Genomic DNA, 17,677 nt, shown 5'->3' with positions numbered 1-17,677 from the left:
GGCACGTCACCAGTTGTAGGAAACTGTTCCGAGTAGCGTCCGGCTTTCACCCCAATAGCAGCGGCCCGCATCGTTGCAGCCGGACACATACTCCTTGTCGAACAGGTTCTTCGCGTTCACGTCCACCGACCAGTGCTTGTCAATCTGGTAACCGATGGCGGCATCCACCAACGTTACGCTTCCAGCATCCAGCTTCCCGTAAAGGGAAGGCGCGGTGTAAGCGAAAGTGCTGTCGAAGTAGCGCATGCCGCCGCCCACGGACAAGCCCTTGAGTTGGCCATCAAGAAAGCGGTACTTGCCCCAGACCGAAGCCTGATTACGTGGGACACCGGTCATTTGGTGACCTTCCACGAGCGACGTTGCCGAATCCTTGGTAATCCGAGCATCGGTGTAGGTGTAGGCCGCAGTCACGTTCAAATTGGGTGTGAGGTTGCTGTTGACCTCCACTTCCACGCCCTTGGCCCGGCTTTCGCCCACCTGGCGGTAGGTATTGGTAGTGGCGTCGAGGTACGTGTCGTCCTGCTTGCGCAAGTCATATACCGACAACGTCATCGCCGTGTCCCAGCCGATCGGCTCGTACTTGAGGCCTACTTCGTATTGACTGCTGGTGATCGGGTCCAGCGGTGTGCCGGCATTGGAGATCTGCTGTACCGGGACGAACGCGGTCGAGTAGCTGACATACGGCGTCAGGCCGTTGTCGAACTGGTACATGATCCCGCCCTGATAGGTGAATTTGCGGTCTTCAGAGCTGATATTGCCGGCCTTGGCCACCTTGTCGCGAAAATCACTGTCGACCCAGTCCTGGCGTCCGCCGAGCAAAAATAACCAGTGGTCATACTTGCTCTGGACCTGTGCATAAACACCTGTCATCTGCTGTTCGAGCAACGTGTTTTGCACCGCGAGAGGCGTCAATGGGTCCTTCAGGTATACCGGGTTATACACATTGATCGTGCCTGCAAATCCGGCATTCCAATCCTGGCTGAACGAGGTACGGTCATAGCTGGCACCAAACAGCACGGTATTTTCCAGGCCTCCCACCTGGAATTTGCCTTCCAACTGGTTATCCAGCGAGTAGACCATCGATTTGTTGTAGCGGTCGTAGGCATTCATGTTCAGCTGGGTGCCGAACCCCGCATTATTCAGGTTGCCTGGCCAGGTTTCATGGCGGGTGATTCGCGACTGCATGTAACGCGAGTTCTGCCGAAACTGCCAGTCATCGTTGAAGCTGTGGCTGAACTCGTAGCCGGTGCTCCAGGTTTCCCGTTCGAAGGTGTTCCAGTCCGGGTCGCCGAGCATGGTGTGCTTGGAGAGCTTCCCGTTGGGGTTGGTCAGTAATGTGCCGGCGGCAGGTAGGCCAAGTTCGAGATTGGTGTGGTCTTTCTGGTAGTTGGCCAGCAGCGTCAGGGTGTTGTAGTCGTCGAAATTGAGGGTAAGGGACGGTGCGATATACAGGCGGTCATCGGGAACGTGATCAGTCTGGGTGTCGGACTTTCTGCCGAGCATCACCACGCGTCCAAGAATATTGTCGTTGTCGTTCAACGGACCGGAGATATCCACACCCACCTGGCGGCGATTATTCGAACCGTAGGTCAGCTGAACTTCGCCTTGTGGTGTAGCTGTCGGGTGTTTACTCACCAGGTTGACCAGACCACCGGGTGCATTTTCGCCGTAGAGCAGGGAAGAAGGGCCACGGAATATTTCTACCCGTTCCAGCCCATAAGGTTCGCTGGTGGTGTCGTACCGGTTGCCTTGTACTCGCAAGCCATCGCGCAGCAGGCCGTAGCCATAATCCGTGGCGTTGAAGCCGCGAATGAAGAACAGGTCACCGGCCAGGCCGTCGCCCGCAGCGAAGGGAGGGGCAAAGATTCCCGGCACATAGCCCAGCACTTCGGTGAGCGTCTGGGATTTTTGATCCTTGATGCGCTGGCCGGTCACCACTGACACCGAGCGCGGAGTTTCCGACAACGGTGTGCTGGTCTTGGTACCGATTCGGCTGTTTTGCGCCTTGTAACCGACGTCCCCGGCAATCTCCTGATTGAAACCGGCCTGTTGATAAGTGCTGACAGTAGTCGGGGCCAACATGAGTTGTTCCCCGCTCGTTGCCGGCTGCAGCGCGTAGCTGCCGGGGCCTTGAGCCGCCGCCTGCAATCCCGAGTTCTGCAGCAATAACGCAAACCCTTGTTCCACCGAGTAGTCACCTTCCAGCCCAGGACTTTGCAAGCGCGCCGTCTGCTGCGGCGAGAATGACAAAATCACATTGGCCTTCGCCGCGAACTGGCTCAAGGCATTGTCGAGTGGCCCGGGGGCGATCACGTAATGTTGCACCGAGCTGGCAGCAATCGCCTGGGTGCATAACAAGGTGCTGGCAGTCGCTGCCGTGGTCAGCAGTAAGCTATATGTGATGCCGTGACAGGAGAGACGCTGGCGAAATTTTGTAGGAAGGCGCATGTGTGAGTAAGCCCTGAAGGTAGCATCGTGATTACCTGTAGGGCCGCGCCAGGTAAAAAAAAGATAACCCCTGCTGAGAGTATTTTTTCGGTATCAACCTGTAAGCGTGACGGCGACCCAGTAGCGGGTGAAATACTTCACCTGGATCGGCAATGTGACCTGCAGGTTGGCCAGTACGGCGTCGGTGGAATCCAGGCGGAAGGTGCCGGACACCCGCAGCCGGGCTGATGCAGCGTCGCACTGCATGACACCCGGCCGATAGCGCGCGAGTTCGTCGATGACATCCCCCAGTCGCGCGTCCAGAACGATCAGTTGGCCGTCGACCCATGCGGCTTGGTTCCTGCGATAGATATGGCTGGGGCCTACGTCCAGCGTGCCGAAATCGGCAGTCTCACCGGGGCCGAGCAGTCGGCCATGACCCGGCTGGTCGACGGGTTGCACGCTGACCCGGTCATCCAACACGCCAACCCGGGTTGACCCCTGCAATTGGCGAACAGTGAACCGCGTGCCTAACGCTTGAACACGACCTTCACGGGTTTCGACATAAAACGGTGTGTGCCGCCCCGACTTGCCGGTGTGGATAAGTACTTCCCCCTCACGCAAACGGACCAGTCGCTGCTGCCCATCGAAAAGTACGTCGATCGCGGTATGGGTATTGAGGTCAATTTGAGTGCCGTCGGCCAGCTCGATTCGCCGTCGTTCGCCGACCTTGGTTCGATAGTCAGCCCAAAGGTTGCCCAGGGAAGTGTGTTGTTGAACGTTCCATCCCAAGTACCCGGCGGCGCCGAGCATCAACATCAGCTTGAGCACTTGGCGCCGCTGTTGACTGGTCGAGAGCGCGCGACGGGTGAAATCCTTGGGTAGCGCACCGAGGCCACGTTGCAACTGTTCCATCTGGTTCCAGGCTGCCTGATGGGAAGGATCGCCGTTGAGCCATTGCTGCCAGGCACTGTGTTGCGCAGGTGTCGGTGGTTGCGATTGAAATTGCACGTACCAACTGGCGGCGGCTTCGAACGTCTTGCGATCCGGGGCGGCCATTACGCGCCCGCCATGATCAGGGCACATTCTGTCAGGGCGCGGACCATATGTTTCTTGACGGTGGTCAGCGAGACCCGCAGCTGATTGGCGATCTGTTGATAAGTCAGGCCTTCGACCTGGGACAGCATGAAAATTCGCCGAGCCCGCTCACCCAGCCCATACAAGGCTTTATCCACAGCCACGAGGGTTTCAATGATGATCGCCTTGTCTTCTTCACTGATTGCGGTTGCTTCTGGCCGGTCTGCGAGGGTTTGCAGATAGGCTTGTTCAATGGCGCGGCGGCGATAGCGGTCAATCACCAGTCCCCTGGCAACAGTGGCCAGATAGTCCCTGGGCTCAAGGATCTGCGCCGCATTGCGGCCACCCAGAATCCGCACGAACGTATCGTGTGCGACATCGGCTGCATCGCAGGCGTTATGCAACTTTCCCTTGAGCCAGCTGTGCAACCACGAATGGTGCTGCTCATAGATGTGCTGGACTGCAAGGGTATGCGGGGGAAGGGACATGAGAGGTGACGAGGTAGGTTAATGATAATAACTATTATTAACTGCCGTGACGCTTTCTCACAATAGGCCTGCCATCAACCCGTTTCACAAATGCAAACGAAGCGTTTCCTGCCTACCCGAAGATTCTTGAAGGCCGCCGTGTGCCTGAAACTTATCGAAATCCGTATTTTCTGTGGATTAAGCCCTGTGAATAACCGCTCCTGTACCCGGTTGATAACAAGGCTTAAAACCTGAGCAAAAACCCCTCTGTGGATAACCACCTGTTTAATCCACAGGCTTAAAGCACTTATCCAAGGGCCTCCTTGGCACCTAACCACAGACTTTTAAATCTCTGTACATACCGTAAATAAAGGCCTGTAGAGATCTATCCACAGAAACATGCCTCAGTAGAAATAAACATAAAAACAAAGATTTAATAAATTTCTCTCTTTTAATTTCTATTGTTCGTGATTCATCCACAGCTGGTTAAATTTTGTGCAAAGGGTTCTTTAGGAAGGGCGAAGTCCCTATACTTGCCGACTCGTTCGAAAACCTGATCTCGAACGCTCATTCCTAATTACCTACAGAAGCAGGCACGAGGTGCGTGGTGGATTTCCCTTCCCGTTTTGAAGTGATCGTCATCGGCGGCGGTCATGCCGGTACCGAGGCAGCACTGGCGTCAGCACGCATGGGGGCAAAAACCCTGTTGCTGACGCATAACGTGGAAACCCTCGGCGCCATGAGCTGCAACCCCGCAATTGGCGGGATTGGCAAAAGCCATCTGGTCAAGGAAATCGATGCCCTGGGCGGTGCGATGGCCATGGCTACCGACAAAGGTGGTATTCAATTTCGCGTATTGAACAGCCGCAAAGGCCCGGCCGTGCGAGCCACGCGTGCCCAAGCCGACCGGATCCTGTACAAGGCCGCTGTCCGCGAAACCCTGGAAAACCAGCCGAACCTGTGGATATTTCAACAGGCAGCCGATGACCTGATCGTCGAACAAGACCAGGTACGCGGTGTTGTCACGCAAATGGGCCTGCGTTTCTTCGCAGAATCCGTGGTGTTGACCACCGGTACGTTCCTCGGCGGACTTATCCACATCGGCATGCAGAACTATTCCGGTGGTCGCGCCGGTGATCCGCCGTCAATCGCCCTGGCTCAGCGCCTTCGCGAACTGCCACTGCGTGTTGGTCGCCTGAAAACCGGCACGCCGCCACGAATTGATGGCCGATCTGTGGATTTCTCGGTGATGACCGAGCAAGCCGGCGATACACCGATCCCGGTGATGTCGTTCATGGGCTCCAAGGAACAGCATCCGAAACAGGTCAGTTGCTGGATTACCCACACCAACGCCCGCACCCATGAAATCATTGCCGCGAACCTCGACCGTTCGCCGATGTATTCCGGGGTGATCGAAGGTATTGGCCCGCGCTACTGCCCGTCGATCGAAGACAAGATCCACCGCTTTGCCGACAAGGAAAGCCATCAGGTCTTTATCGAGCCGGAAGGTTTGACCACCCACGAGCTTTACCCGAACGGGATTTCCACTTCCTTGCCGTTCGATGTGCAAATCCAGATTGTGCAGTCGATCCGCGGTATGGAAAACGCCCACATCGTGCGGCCTGGTTACGCCATCGAGTACGACTACTTCGACCCGCGTGACCTGAAATACAGCCTGGAAACCAAGGTTATTGGCGGTTTGTTCTTCGCTGGCCAAATCAACGGCACCACCGGCTACGAAGAAGCCGGCGCCCAGGGTTTGCTGGCCGGAGCCAACGCTGCACTGCGTGCCCAGGGCAAAGACAGCTGGTGCCCGCGTCGCGATGAGGCGTACATCGGGGTGTTGGTCGACGACCTGATTACCCTCGGTACCCAGGAACCGTACCGGATGTTTACATCCCGGGCCGAATACCGCCTGATCCTGCGGGAAGACAATGCCGACCTGCGCTTGACCGAAAAAGGTCGTGAGCTCGGCCTGGTCGACGATGTGCGTTGGGAAGCCTTCTGCAAAAAACGCGAAAGCATCGAGTTGGAAGAGCAACGCCTGAAAAGTACCTGGGTTCGCCCGGGCACCGAGCAAGGCGACGCGATTGCCGAAAAATTCGGCACGCCGCTGACCCACGAATACAACTTGCTGAACCTGCTGTCCCGTCCGGAAATCGACTACGCTGGGCTGATCTCGGTCACCGGCGGTGGCGCAGAAGATCCACAGGTCGCCGAACAGGTCGAAATCAAGACCAAGTACGCTGGTTACATTGACCGCCAGCAGGATGAAATCGCTCGCCTGCGGGCCAGTGAAGACACCAAGCTGCCTGTGGATATCGATTACACAAACATTTCCGGGCTGTCGAAAGAGATCCAAGGCAAGCTGGGGATAACTCGACCAGAGACCCTGGGCCAGGCGTCCCGTATCCCGGGCGTCACGCCGGCAGCCATTTCGCTGTTGATGATTCATTTGAAAAAACGCGGCGCGGGCCGTCAGTTGGAGCAAAGCGCTTGAGTTCGTTGGTCACCTCGCAACACGCCGAAGAGTTATCCACAGGTGCTCGCCAGCTTGGCGTCAACCTGACTGAAGCCCAGCACGAGTTGCTGCTGGGTTATCTGGCCCTGTTGATCAAATGGAACAAGGCTTACAACCTCACTGCGGTGCGTGATCCGGACGAAATGGTCTCTCGCCACCTGCTCGACAGTCTGAGTGTGATGCCGTTTATCGAAAACGGCCGCTGGCTCGACGTTGGCAGCGGCGGCGGCATGCCCGGCATCCCGCTGGCGATCCTGTTTCCCGAGTCGCAAGTGACCTGCCTGGACAGCAACGGCAAGAAAACCCGCTTCCTGACCCAGGTCAAACTCGAACTCAAGCTGGATAACCTGCAAGTTATCCACAGTCGCGTCGAAGCCTTCACGCCTGAACAGCCTTTCAACGGAATTGTTTCCCGGGCGTTCAGCAGCATGGAGAACTTCAGCAACTGGACCCGCCACCTCGGCGACCGCGATACCCGTTGGCTGGCAATGAAGGGCGTTCATCCAAGCGACGAGCTGTTAGCATTGCCGGCAGACTTCCACCTCGATAGCGAACACGCCTTGGCCGTACCCGGTTGCCAAGGCCAACGCCATCTGCTGATACTGCGCCGCACGGCATGATTGGGAACACAAGCAAGAATGGCTAAGGTATTCGCGATAGCGAACCAGAAAGGTGGCGTGGGCAAAACCACCACCTGCATCAACCTCGCAGCATCCCTGGTCGCTACCAAGCGTCGGGTGCTGTTGATCGATCTCGATCCACAGGGCAACGCCACCATGGGTAGCGGTGTGGATAAACACGGCCTGGAAAACTCGGTCTACGACTTGCTGATTGGCGAGTGCGACCTTGCCCAGGCCATGCACTATTCCGAGCACGGTGGTTATCAACTGCTGCCGGCCAACCGCGATTTGACTGCGGCGGAAGTGGTGCTGCTGGAAATGCAGATGAAAGAAAGCCGTCTGCGCAGCGCCTTGGCGCCAATCCGCGAGAATTACGACTACATTTTGATCGACTGCCCACCGTCGCTGTCGATGCTGACGTTGAACGCACTGGTTGCCGCCGACGGGGTGATTATCCCCATGCAGTGCGAGTACTTCGCGCTCGAAGGCTTGAGCGACCTTGTGGATAACATCAAGCGTATTGCCGAGTTGCTCAACCCGAACCTGCAAATCGAAGGCCTGCTGCGGACCATGTATGACCCGCGCCTGAGCCTGATGAACGACGTGTCGGCGCAGCTCAAGGAACACTTCGGCGACCAGTTGTACGACACCGTGATTCCACGCAACATCCGCCTGGCCGAAGCGCCAAGCTATGGCATGCCCGCGCTGGCGTACGACAAATCATCCCGCGGCGCCATTGCCTACCTGGCTCTGGCCGGCGAGATGGTTCGTCGTCAACGCCGCAATTCACGCACCGCTGCAGCCCAGCCAACTTAAGGAATCCCCATGGCCGTCAAGAAACGAGGTCTCGGACGTGGACTGGATGCACTGCTGAGTGGTCCGACTGTCACGACCCTTGAAGAGCAAGCCGTGCAGGCCGACGAGCGTGAGCTGCAGCACCTGCCGCTGGACCTGATCCAGCGCGGCAAATACCAGCCGCGCCGGGACATGGACCCTCAGGCGCTGGAAGAATTGGCGAATTCGATCAAGGCCCAGGGCGTGATGCAGCCAATCGTGGTGCGCCCGATTGGTGCTGGCCGCTTTGAAATCATCGCCGGCGAACGCCGCTGGCGCGCCAGCCAACAGGCCGGCAAGGAAACCATCCCGGCGATGGTGCGTGATGTGCCGGATGAAACCGCCATCGCCATGGCGTTGATCGAGAACATCCAGCGTGAAGACCTCAATCCGATCGAGGAAGCGATCGCCCTGCAGCGTTTGCAGCAGGAATTCAAACTGACGCAGCAGGAAGTCGCGGATGCGGTGGGTAAGTCCCGCGTGACCGTGTCCAACCTGCTGCGGCTGATTGCGCTGCCAGAAGTCATCAAAACCATGCTTTCCCACGGCGACCTGGAAATGGGTCATGCCCGTGCCTTGCTCGGTTTGCCGGAAAATCAACAGGTTGAAGGGGCGCGACACGTTGTCGCACGAGGCCTCACCGTTCGTCAGACAGAAGCCCTGGTTCGCCAGTGGCTCAGTGGCAAACCTGCACCGGTCGAAACCGCCAAACCTGATCCGGATATTGCACGCCTGGAGCAGCGCCTGGCCGAGCGCCTAGGCTCTGCGGTGCAAATTCGCCACGGCAAGAAAGGTAAAGGGCAATTGGTCATCGGATATAACTCATTGGATGAGCTTCAGGGCGTCCTTGCCCACATCCGTTGAAACAATTGCTTATGTAGCGCGCAGTCGGAAATCACTACCCGGCAGTTGAATAGGGGCAGAACCGCCCCTATACTCTGCGCGCATTTTGTCGGCACAAATTATGCCAAGTTATTGATTTCCGGCAGCCGACCATTGAGGAGCAAGAGTGATGGAAACCCGCACGCCAAACACGTTGCCGTTCCATCGCTTGGCCGTTTTCCCGGTTTTATTGGCTCAATTTGTCATCCTGCTGATCGCCGCTTTGGCGCTTTGGTATTGGCATGGAGTCGTAGCCGGATACTCGGGACTCTGCGGAGGCCTGATAGCCTTGCTGCCCAATATGTATTTTGCTCACAGGGCCTTTCGGTTTTCCGGCGCCCGAGCAGCCCAAGCCATCGTCCGGTCTTTTTATGCCGGCGAGGCGGGGAAACTGATTTTGACGGCAGTGCTGTTTGCACTGACCTTTGCAGGTGTGAAGCCATTGGCGCCGCTGGCTGTATTCGGCGTGTTCGTGTTGACCCAACTGGTCAGCTGGTTCGCTCCCCTGCTAATGAAAACAAGACTTTCGAAACCTTAGGGCGTTTGAGGCAACCATGGCAGAAACAACCGCTTCGGGCTATATCCAGCACCACTTGCAGAACCTGACCTTCGGTCAGCTTCCCAACGGCGGCTGGGGCTTTGCCCACACCGCAGCAGAAGCCAAAGAAATGGGCTTCTGGGCATTCCACCTGGATACTCTGGGCTGGTCTGTCGCATTGGGTCTGATCTTCGTCCTGATTTTCCGCATGGCGGCAAAGAAGGCGACTTCCGGTCAGCCAGGTGCTTTGCAGAACTTCGTTGAAGTATTGGTCGAATTCGTCGATGGCAGCGTGAAAGACAGCTTCCATGGTCGTAGCGCGGTGATTGCACCGTTGGCACTGACCATCTTCGTCTGGGTGTTCCTGATGAACGCCGTCGACCTGATTCCGGTCGACTGGATTCCTCAGTTGGCCATGGCGATCTCCGGCGATCCGCACATTCCATTCCGTGCCGTATCGACCACTGACCCGAACGCTACCCTGGGCATGGCCCTGTCGGTGTTCGTGTTGATCATTTTCTACAGCATCAAGATCAAGGGCATCGGCGGCTTCATCGGCGAACTGACCCTGCACCCGTTCGGCAGCAAGAATATTTTCCTTCAAGCCCTGCTGATCCCGGTGAACTTCCTGCTGGAATTCGTGACCCTGATCGCCAAGCCGATTTCCCTGGCTCTGCGACTGTTCGGCAACATGTATGCCGGCGAGCTGGTGTTCATTCTGATCGCTGTGATGTTCGGCAGTGGTCTGCTCTGGCTTAGCGGCCTGGGCATTGTTCTGCAGTGGGCGTGGGCTGTGTTCCACATCCTGATCATCACCCTGCAGGCGTTTATCTTCATGATGCTGACCATCGTCTACCTGTCGATGGCGCACGAAGAGAACCATTAAGACCAGTCTCGACTAGTCTGATGTCCCTCCCGGTCAAACGGGAGGGTAGCCCTGAAGGGCTATGAAACGATTTGTTTTACCGCTTTAAAATCTAAAAAACCTAAACCATACGACGTAAAAGTCGGGAGGAAAGATGGAAACTGTAGTTGGTCTAACCGCTATCGCTGTTGCACTGTTGATCGGCCTGGGCGCCCTGGGTACTGCCATTGGTTTCGGCCTGCTGGGCGGCAAGTTCCTGGAAGGCGCAGCGCGTCAGCCAGAAATGGTTCCAATGCTGCAAGTTAAAATGTTCATCGTCGCCGGCCTGCTCGACGCCGTGACCATGATCGGTGTTGGTATCGCTCTGTTCTTCACCTTCGCGAACCCCTTCGTTGGTCAACTCGCCGGTTAATCACTCGTTTTTTCGAGTGATTGGTGTGTTGTGCAACGAACGAGCGAGGTATTGGCGTGAACATTAATGCAACCATTATTGGTCAGTCCTTAGCGTTCTTGATTTTTGTAGTTTTCTGCATGAAGTTCGTATGGCCTCCGGTCATCGCGGCTTTGCACGAACGTCAGAAGAAGATCGCAGACGGACTGGACGCTGCCGCACGAGCAGCTCGCGACCTGGAGTTGGCCCAAGATAAAGCGGGTCAACAACTGCGCGAAGCGAAAGCTCAGGCAGCTGAAATCATTGAGCAAGCCAAGAAACGCGGTAACCAGATCGTTGAAGAGGCTGTTGAAAAAGCCCGTATCGACGCTGACCGTGTGAAGGTTCAGGCTCAAGCCGAGATCGAGCAGGAACTGAACGGTGTCAAAGATGCGCTGCGTGCCCAACTGGGTGCTCTGGCCGTCGGCGGTGCTGAGAAGATCCTGGGTGCCACAATCGATCAAAACGCGCACGCGGAGCTGGTAAACAAACTGGCTGCTGAAATTTAAGCGAGGGCGATCATGGCAGAATTGACCACGTTGGCCCGACCTTACGCTAAGGCAGCCTTCGAGCACGCCCAGGCCCACCAGCAGCTGGCCTCTTGGTCAGCCATGCTCGGCCTGGCTGCAGCAGTGTCGCAAGACGACACCATGCAGCGCGTGCTCAAGGCCCCGCGACTGACGAGCGCAGACAAGGCCGCCACGTTTATTGACGTGTGCGGCGACAAGTTTGATGTAAAAGTGCAGAACTTCATCCACGTCGTTGCCGAAAACGACCGTCTCCCGCTTCTGCCGGAGATCGCCGCTCTGTTTGACCTGTACAAGGCCGAACAAGAGAAATCGGTAGACGTTGAAGTGACCAGTGCTTTTGCATTGAACCAAGAACAGCAAGACAAACTCGCCAAGGTTCTCAGTGCACGACTCGACCGGGAAGTGCGCCTGCAAGTTGCGGAGGATGCCACCCTGATTGGTGGTGTCATCATTCGCGCCGGCGACCTGGTTATCGATGGCTCGATTCGCGGCAAACTCGCGAATCTTGCCGAAGCATTGAAATCTTGAGTTTGAAGGGGCAGCAGAGCAATGCAGCAACTCAATCCTTCCGAAATAAGTGAAATTATCAAGGGCCGCATCGACAAGCTCGATGTGACCTCCCAAGCCCGTAACGAAGGCACTGTCGTCAGCGTATCTGACGGCATTGTGCGGATTCACGGTCTGGCCGACGTAATGTACGGCGAGATGATCGAGTTTCCGGGCGGCGTCTTCGGTATGGCTCTCAACCTGGAGCAAGACTCTGTAGGTGCCGTTGTATTGGGCTCCTACCAGACTCTGGCTGAAGGCATGAGCGCCAAGTGCACAGGCCGCATCCTGGAGGTTCCGGTTGGTAAGGAACTGCTGGGTCGCGTTGTCGACGCACTGGGTAACCCAGTTGACGGCAAAGGTCCGCTGAACAACACCGAGACCGATGCGGTCGAGAAAGTTGCTCCAGGCGTGATCTGGCGTAAGTCGGTAGACCAGCCTGTACAGACTGGCTACAAGGCTGTCGATGCCATGATTCCTGTCGGCCGTGGCCAGCGTGAGCTGATCATCGGTGACCGTCAGATCGGTAAAACCGCTCTGGCGATCGACGCGATCATCAACCAGAAAGACAGCGGGATTTTCTGCGTCTACGTAGCAATCGGTCAGAAACAATCGACCATCGCCAACGTGGTTCGCAAGCTGGAAGAAAACGGCGCCTTGGCTAATACCATCGTCGTGGCCGCCAGTGCTTCCGAATCCGCTGCACTTCAGTTCCTGGCACCGTACTCCGGTTGCACCATGGGCGAATACTTCCGCGACCGCGGTGAAGACGCGCTGATCGTTTATGACGATCTGTCCAAGCAAGCAGTGGCTTACCGCCAGATTTCCCTGCTGCTGCGCCGTCCACCAGGCCGTGAAGCTTACCCAGGCGACGTGTTCTATCTCCACTCCCGTCTGCTGGAGCGCGCATCCCGCGTTTCGGAAGAATACGTAGAGAAGTTCACCAACGGCGCAGTGACCGGCAAAACCGGCTCCCTGACCGCACTGCCGATCATCGAAACCCAGGCTGGCGACGTTTCCGCGTTCGTTCCGACCAACGTGATTTCCATCACCGACGGTCAGATCTTCCTGGAATCGGCCATGTTCAACTCCGGGATCCGTCCTGCAGTGAACGCCGGTGTTTCGGTATCCCGTGTGGGTGGTGCCGCTCAGACCAAGATCATCAAGAAGCTCTCCGGTGGTATCCGTACCGCTCTGGCTCAGTACCGTGAACTGGCGGCATTCGCCCAGTTCGCTTCTGACCTGGACGAAGCGACCCGTAAGCAACTTGAGCATGGTCAGCGCGTTACCGAGCTGATGAAGCAGAAGCAATACGCACCAATGTCGATCGCTGACATGGCGCTGTCGCTGTATGCCGCTGAGCGTGGGTTCCTGACCGACGTTGAAATCACCAAGGTCGGCAGCTTCGAACAAGCGCTGATTGCTTACTTCAACCGCGATCACGCCGAATTGATGGCGAAGATCAACGTGAAGGGTGACTTCAATGACGACATCGACGCTGGCATCAAAGCCGGTATCGAGAAGTTCAAGGCCACCCAAACCTGGTAAGCCGCAGCGGGGGCCGCGAGGCTCCCGCTTGCTAACCTGATAGGTGTTACATGGCAGGCGCAAAAGAGATTCGCAGTAAGATTGCGAGCATCAAAAGCACGCAAAAGATCACCAGCGCCATGGAAAAAGTGGCGGTCAGCAAAATGCGCAAGGCACAAATGCGCATGGCTGCTAGCCGTCCCTACGCGGAGCGTATCCGCCAGGTTATTGGTCATCTGGCCAACGCCAACCCGGAATATCGCCACCCGTTCATGCTCGACCGTGAAGTTAAGCGCGTCGGTTATGTCGTGGTGAGCAGTGACCGTGGTTTGTGCGGTGGTTTGAATACCAACCTGTTCAAGGCCCTGGTCAAGGACATGGCGGTAAACCGCGAAAACGGCGTCGAGATCGATCTGTGTGTGGTCGGTAGCAAGGGTGCGGCCTTTTTCCGCAACTTCGGCGGTAACGTCGTTGCAGCTATCAGCCACCTGGGTGAAGAACCGTCGATCAATGATTTGATCGGCAGCGTCAAAGTGATGCTGGATGCATACCTGGAAGGCCGGATTGACCGCCTGTCCGTGGTATCCAACAAGTTCATCAACACCATGACGCAGCAGCCTACCGTGGAGCAGTTGATTCCATTGGTGGCGACCCCGGAACAAGAACTCAAGCACCACTGGGACTACCTCTACGAACCAGACGCCAAAGAGCTGCTTGACGGCTTGATGGTGCGCTACGTGGAGTCGCAGGTGTACCAGGCGGTGGTCGAGAACAACGCGGCTGAACAAGCTGCGCGGATGATCGCGATGAAGAACGCTACCGACAACGCCGGTGATTTGATCAGCGATTTGCAGCTGATCTACAACAAGGCGCGTCAGGCTGCGATCACCCAAGAGATCTCGGAAATCGTCGGCGGCGCTGCCGCGGTTTAACGGTTCAAATATTCAGAGGATCCAGCTATGAGTAGCGGACGTATCGTTCAAATCATCGGCGCCGTTATCGACGTGGAATTCCCACGCGACAGCGTACCGAGCATCTACAACGCTTTGAAAGTCAAAAGCGATGCAGGCACCACCCTGGAAGTTCAGCAGCAGCTGGGCGACGGCGTGGTTCGTACCATTGCAATGGGTTCCACCGAAGGCTTGAAGCGCGGTCTGGAAGTCACTGACTCTGGCGCAGCCATCTCCGTACCCGTCGGTAAAGCGACCCTGGGCCGGATCATGGACGTCCTCGGTAACCCGATCGACGAAGCCGGTCCAATCGAAACCGAAGAGCGCTGGGGCATTCACCGTCCTGCGCCTTCCTTCGCGGAACAGGCGGGCGGCAACGACCTGCTGGAAACCGGCATCAAGGTTATCGACCTGGTTTGCCCGTTCGCCAAGGGCGGTAAAGTCGGTCTGTTCGGTGGTGCCGGTGTAGGCAAAACCGTAAACATGATGGAACTGATCCGTAACATCGCCATCGAGCACAGCGGTTATTCCGTGTTCGCCGGTGTGGGTGAGCGTACTCGTGAGGGTAACGACTTCTACCACGAGATGAAGGATTCCAACGTTCTGGACAAAGTGGCACTGGTTTACGGTCAGATGAACGAGCCGCCGGGTAACCGTCTGCGCGTAGCACTGACCGGCCTGACCATGGCCGAGAAGTTCCGTGACGAAGGTAACGACGTTCTGCTGTTCGTCGACAACATCTATCGTTACACCCTGGCCGGTACTGAAGTATCCGCACTGCTGGGCCGTATGCCTTCCGCAGTAGGTTACCAGCCGACCCTGGCCGAAGAGATGGGTACTCTGCAAGAGCGTATCACTTCGACCAAAAACGGTTCGATCACCTCGATCCAAGCGGTATACGTACCTGCGGATGACTTGACTGACCCGTCGCCAGCGACCACGTTCGCCCACTTGGACGCCACCGTCGTACTGTCCCGTGACATCGCCTCCCTGGGTATCTACCCAGCGGTCGATCCACTGGACTCGACTTCGCGCCAGCTGGACCCGAACGTAATCGGTCAGGAACACTACGACACCGCTCGCGGCGTCCAGTACGTTCTGCAGCGTTACAAAGAACTGAAGGACATCATTGCGATCCTGGGTATGGACGAGCTGTCGGAAACCGACAAGCAGTTGGTATCCCGCGCTCGTAAGATCCAGCGCTTCTTGTCGCAGCCGTTCTTCGTGGCTGAAGTCTTCACCGGTGCCTCGGGTAAATACGTTTCCCTGAAAGACACCATTGCTGGCTTCAAAGGCATCCTCAACGGTGACTACGACCACCTGCCAGAACAAGCGTTCTACATGGTCGGCGGCATCGAAGAAGCGATCGAGAAAGCCAAGAAACTGTAATTCCGGCGCCCGGTAACGGGCGCTCATCAGGTTGAGGCAATCAGATGGCTATGACATTCCATTGCGATATCGTCAGCGCGGAAGGAGAGATTTTCTCCGGTCAGGTTGAGATGGTGATTGCACACGGCGAACTCGGTGACCTTGGTATTGCCATGGGACACGCGCCGTTGATCACTAGCTTGAAGCCTGGTCCGATTACTCTGACCAAGCTGAATGGGGAGAAGGAGGTGTTTTACATCTCCGGTGGTTTCCTTGAGGTTCAGCCACACATGGTCAAGGTACTTGCCGACACCGTGCAACGTGCTGCTGACCTGGATGAAGCCTCCGCTCAGGAAGCCGTCAAGGCTGCCGAGAAGGCCCTGAACGAAAAAGGCGCAGATTTCGACTACGGTTCTGCTGCTGCACGTCTGGCCGAGGCCGCAGCTCAGCTGCGCACCGTCCAGCAGATCCGCAAGAAGTTTGGCGGCTAAGCCGTCAAGCCTCATGCGTGATTGATTAAAAAGGGTAGCCTCGGCTACCCTTTTTCTTTTTTTGCAAAACACTTCTTTGGTCTGAAGTCTGACCGCCCAGGATTGGTAGCCATTCATGTCTCTCGAAATCGTAATTCTTGCCGCAGGCCAGGGCACCCGTATGCGTTCGGCCCTGCCCAAGGTGCTGCACCCGGTTGCCGGCAATTCCATGCTTGGCCATGTTATCCACAGCGCCCGGCAGCTGGATCCACAGCGCATTCATGTTGTGATCGGCCACGGTGCCGATGTGGTGCGCGAGCGGTTGGCGGCGGATGACCTGAATTTCGTATTGCAGGATAAGCAATTGGGTACCGGCCATGCCACCGCGCAAGCCGTGCCGTTCATCAAGGCCGACACCGTGCTGATTCTATACGGTGACGTGCCGTTGATCGAAGTGGAAACCTTGCAGCGCCTGCTCAAACACGTAGTGCCAGGCCAAATGGGCCTGCTCACCGTCGAGCTGGACGACCCCACCGGCTACGGCCGCATCGTGCGCAACGCTGACGGCAAGGTCGCTGCCATCGTCGAACATAAAGACGCCAGCGAAGCCCAACGCGCCATCACCGAAGGCAACACCGGCATCCTCGCGGTCCCGGCCGATCGCTTGGCTGACTGGATGAGCCGTCTGTCCAACAACAACGCGCAGGGCGAGTACTACCTGACCGACGTCATCGAGATGGCCGTCAGTGATGGCCTGGTGGTCGCCACTGAGCAGCCCCACGACCCAATGGAAGTGCAGGGCGCCAACGACCGCAAGCAACTGGCGGAGCTGGAGCGTCACTATCAACTGCGTGAAGGTCGTCGCCTGATGGCGCTGGGCGTGACGCTGCGTGATCCGGCACGTTTCGATGTGCGGGGCGATGTCACCGTAGGCCGCGACGTGCTGATCGATATCAACGTGATCCTCGAAGGCCGCGTGGTCATTGAAGACGACGTGGTGATCGGCCCGAATTGTGTGATCAAGGACAGCACCCTGCGCAAAGGCGTGGTGATCAAGGCCAACAGCCATATCGACGGTGCGGTGATGGGCGAGGGCAGCGATGCCGGTCCGTTCGCGCGGTTGCGTCCGGGCAGCGTGCTGGGTGCCAGGGCTCATGTGGGTAACTTTGTAGAACTGAAAAACGCACAGATGGGCGATGACGCCAAGGCAGGGCACCTGGCCTACCTCGGTGATGCAGTGATTGGTGCCCGCAGCAATATCGGCGCTGGCGCCATCACTTGTAATTACGACGGCGCCAACAAGTACCAGACGACTATTGGAGAAGACGTATTTATCGGCTCCAACAACTCGTTGATTGCACCCGTCACCATTGGTGATGGCTCGAACACAGCCGCAGGCTCAACTATCAACCAGGATGTGGATAAGTCCCAACTGGCTGTAGCCCGCGCCCGTCAGCGCAACATCGACGGTTGGAAGCGCCCGGTCAAAATCAAGAAGACCTGAGTTATCCACAACCGCGAAACACTGTAGTGCCCATGTGGGAGCGGGCTTGCTCGCGAAGGCTGTCTTTCAGTTGATACATGTGCTGACTGACAAACCGTCTTCGCGAGCAAGCCCGCTCCCA

The 17,677-nt window shown here is 57.1% G+C and carries 17 protein-coding genes; 14 read left to right on the top strand and 3 right to left on the bottom strand.

Annotated elements, in window-relative coordinates:
- Positions 1–6 precede the first annotated feature (6 nt).
- From AU074_RS01970 to AU074_RS01960, 3 genes are all read right to left on the bottom strand, one after another.
- Positions 7–2,448, bottom strand: coding sequence for a TonB-dependent siderophore receptor (locus tag AU074_RS01970; protein ID WP_076013265.1), 2,442 nt, complete (start codon positions 2,446–2,448; stop codon positions 7–9).
- Positions 2,449–2,541: 93 nt separating this feature from the next.
- Complete coding sequence (locus AU074_RS01965; RefSeq protein ID WP_076013264.1) at positions 2,542–3,486, bottom strand: FecR domain-containing protein; 945 nt, start codon at positions 3,484–3,486, stop codon at positions 2,542–2,544.
- A complete protein-coding gene (locus AU074_RS01960; protein ID WP_076013263.1) occupies positions 3,486–3,992 on the bottom strand; it encodes a sigma-70 family RNA polymerase sigma factor in 507 nt (168 codons plus the stop codon). The genes AU074_RS01965 and AU074_RS01960 overlap by 1 nt, the downstream gene beginning before the upstream one ends.
- Positions 3,993–4,578: 586 nt before the next feature.
- On the opposite strand from AU074_RS01960, the gene mnmG reads away from it, so the two are divergent.
- From mnmG to glmU, 14 genes are all read left to right on the top strand, one after another.
- Positions 4,579–6,471, top strand: coding sequence for a tRNA uridine-5-carboxymethylaminomethyl(34) synthesis enzyme MnmG (gene mnmG, locus AU074_RS01955; protein WP_076013359.1), 1,893 nt, complete (start codon positions 4,579–4,581; stop codon positions 6,469–6,471).
- Positions 6,468–7,112, top strand: a complete 645-nt coding sequence (gene rsmG / locus AU074_RS01950; RefSeq protein ID WP_003213561.1) for a 16S rRNA (guanine(527)-N(7))-methyltransferase RsmG — start codon at positions 6,468–6,470, stop codon at positions 7,110–7,112. The genes mnmG and rsmG overlap by 4 nt, the downstream gene beginning before the upstream one ends.
- An 18-nt stretch (positions 7,113–7,130) precedes the next feature.
- Complete coding sequence (locus tag AU074_RS01945) at positions 7,131–7,928, top strand: ParA family protein (RefSeq protein WP_017477894.1); 798 nt, start codon at positions 7,131–7,133, stop codon at positions 7,926–7,928.
- A gap of 9 nt (positions 7,929–7,937) precedes the next feature.
- Positions 7,938–8,810, top strand: coding sequence for a ParB/RepB/Spo0J family partition protein (locus AU074_RS01940; RefSeq protein WP_003213558.1), 873 nt, complete (start codon positions 7,938–7,940; stop codon positions 8,808–8,810).
- 148 nt (positions 8,811–8,958) lie between these two features.
- Positions 8,959–9,366, top strand: a complete 408-nt coding sequence (locus AU074_RS01935) for a F0F1 ATP synthase subunit I (RefSeq protein ID WP_010565865.1) — start codon at positions 8,959–8,961, stop codon at positions 9,364–9,366.
- 16 nt (positions 9,367–9,382) lie between these two features.
- Positions 9,383–10,252: a F0F1 ATP synthase subunit A gene (atpB, locus tag AU074_RS01930; protein ID WP_076013262.1), complete on the top strand. Its 870-nt coding sequence runs from the start codon at positions 9,383–9,385 to the stop codon at positions 10,250–10,252.
- A 133-nt stretch (positions 10,253–10,385) separates the two neighbouring features.
- Complete coding sequence (gene atpE, locus AU074_RS01925; protein WP_002555987.1) at positions 10,386–10,643, top strand: F0F1 ATP synthase subunit C; 258 nt, start codon at positions 10,386–10,388, stop codon at positions 10,641–10,643.
- A gap of 56 nt (positions 10,644–10,699) precedes the next feature.
- Positions 10,700–11,170, top strand: a complete 471-nt coding sequence (locus AU074_RS01920; protein WP_008439543.1) for a F0F1 ATP synthase subunit B — start codon at positions 10,700–10,702, stop codon at positions 11,168–11,170.
- Positions 11,171–11,182: 12 nt separating this feature from the next.
- Positions 11,183–11,719, top strand: coding sequence for a F0F1 ATP synthase subunit delta (locus tag AU074_RS01915; protein WP_003213551.1), 537 nt, complete (start codon positions 11,183–11,185; stop codon positions 11,717–11,719).
- 21 nt (positions 11,720–11,740) lie between these two features.
- Positions 11,741–13,285 carry a F0F1 ATP synthase subunit alpha gene (gene atpA / locus AU074_RS01910; RefSeq protein ID WP_076013261.1) on the top strand — a complete coding sequence of 515 codons (1,545 nt, stop codon included), beginning with the start codon at positions 11,741–11,743 and terminating at the stop codon, positions 13,283–13,285.
- 50 nt (positions 13,286–13,335) lie between these two features.
- Positions 13,336–14,196: a F0F1 ATP synthase subunit gamma gene (atpG, locus tag AU074_RS01905; protein WP_076013260.1), complete on the top strand. Its 861-nt coding sequence runs from the start codon at positions 13,336–13,338 to the stop codon at positions 14,194–14,196.
- A 27-nt stretch (positions 14,197–14,223) separates the two neighbouring features.
- On the top strand, positions 14,224–15,603 hold the full coding sequence (gene atpD, locus AU074_RS01900) for a F0F1 ATP synthase subunit beta (RefSeq protein WP_076013259.1): 1,380 nt from the start codon (positions 14,224–14,226) through the stop codon (positions 15,601–15,603).
- A 44-nt stretch (positions 15,604–15,647) separates the two neighbouring features.
- The gene (locus AU074_RS01895; RefSeq protein WP_076013258.1) at positions 15,648–16,073 is read left to right on the top strand and encodes a F0F1 ATP synthase subunit epsilon; all 426 of its coding nucleotides are present in this window, start codon (positions 15,648–15,650) and stop codon (positions 16,071–16,073) included.
- A 115-nt stretch (positions 16,074–16,188) separates the two neighbouring features.
- Positions 16,189–17,556 carry a bifunctional UDP-N-acetylglucosamine diphosphorylase/glucosamine-1-phosphate N-acetyltransferase GlmU gene (gene glmU, locus AU074_RS01890; protein ID WP_076013257.1) on the top strand — a complete coding sequence of 456 codons (1,368 nt, stop codon included), beginning with the start codon at positions 16,189–16,191 and terminating at the stop codon, positions 17,554–17,556.
- Positions 17,557–17,677: the final 121 nt, after the last annotated feature.

This window comes from Pseudomonas sp. ATCC PTA-122608 (genome assembly GCF_001952855.1).
Classification (GTDB): Bacteria; Pseudomonadota; Gammaproteobacteria; order Pseudomonadales; family Pseudomonadaceae; genus Aquipseudomonas.
This window is presented reverse-complemented; position numbering and strand designations above follow the sequence as displayed.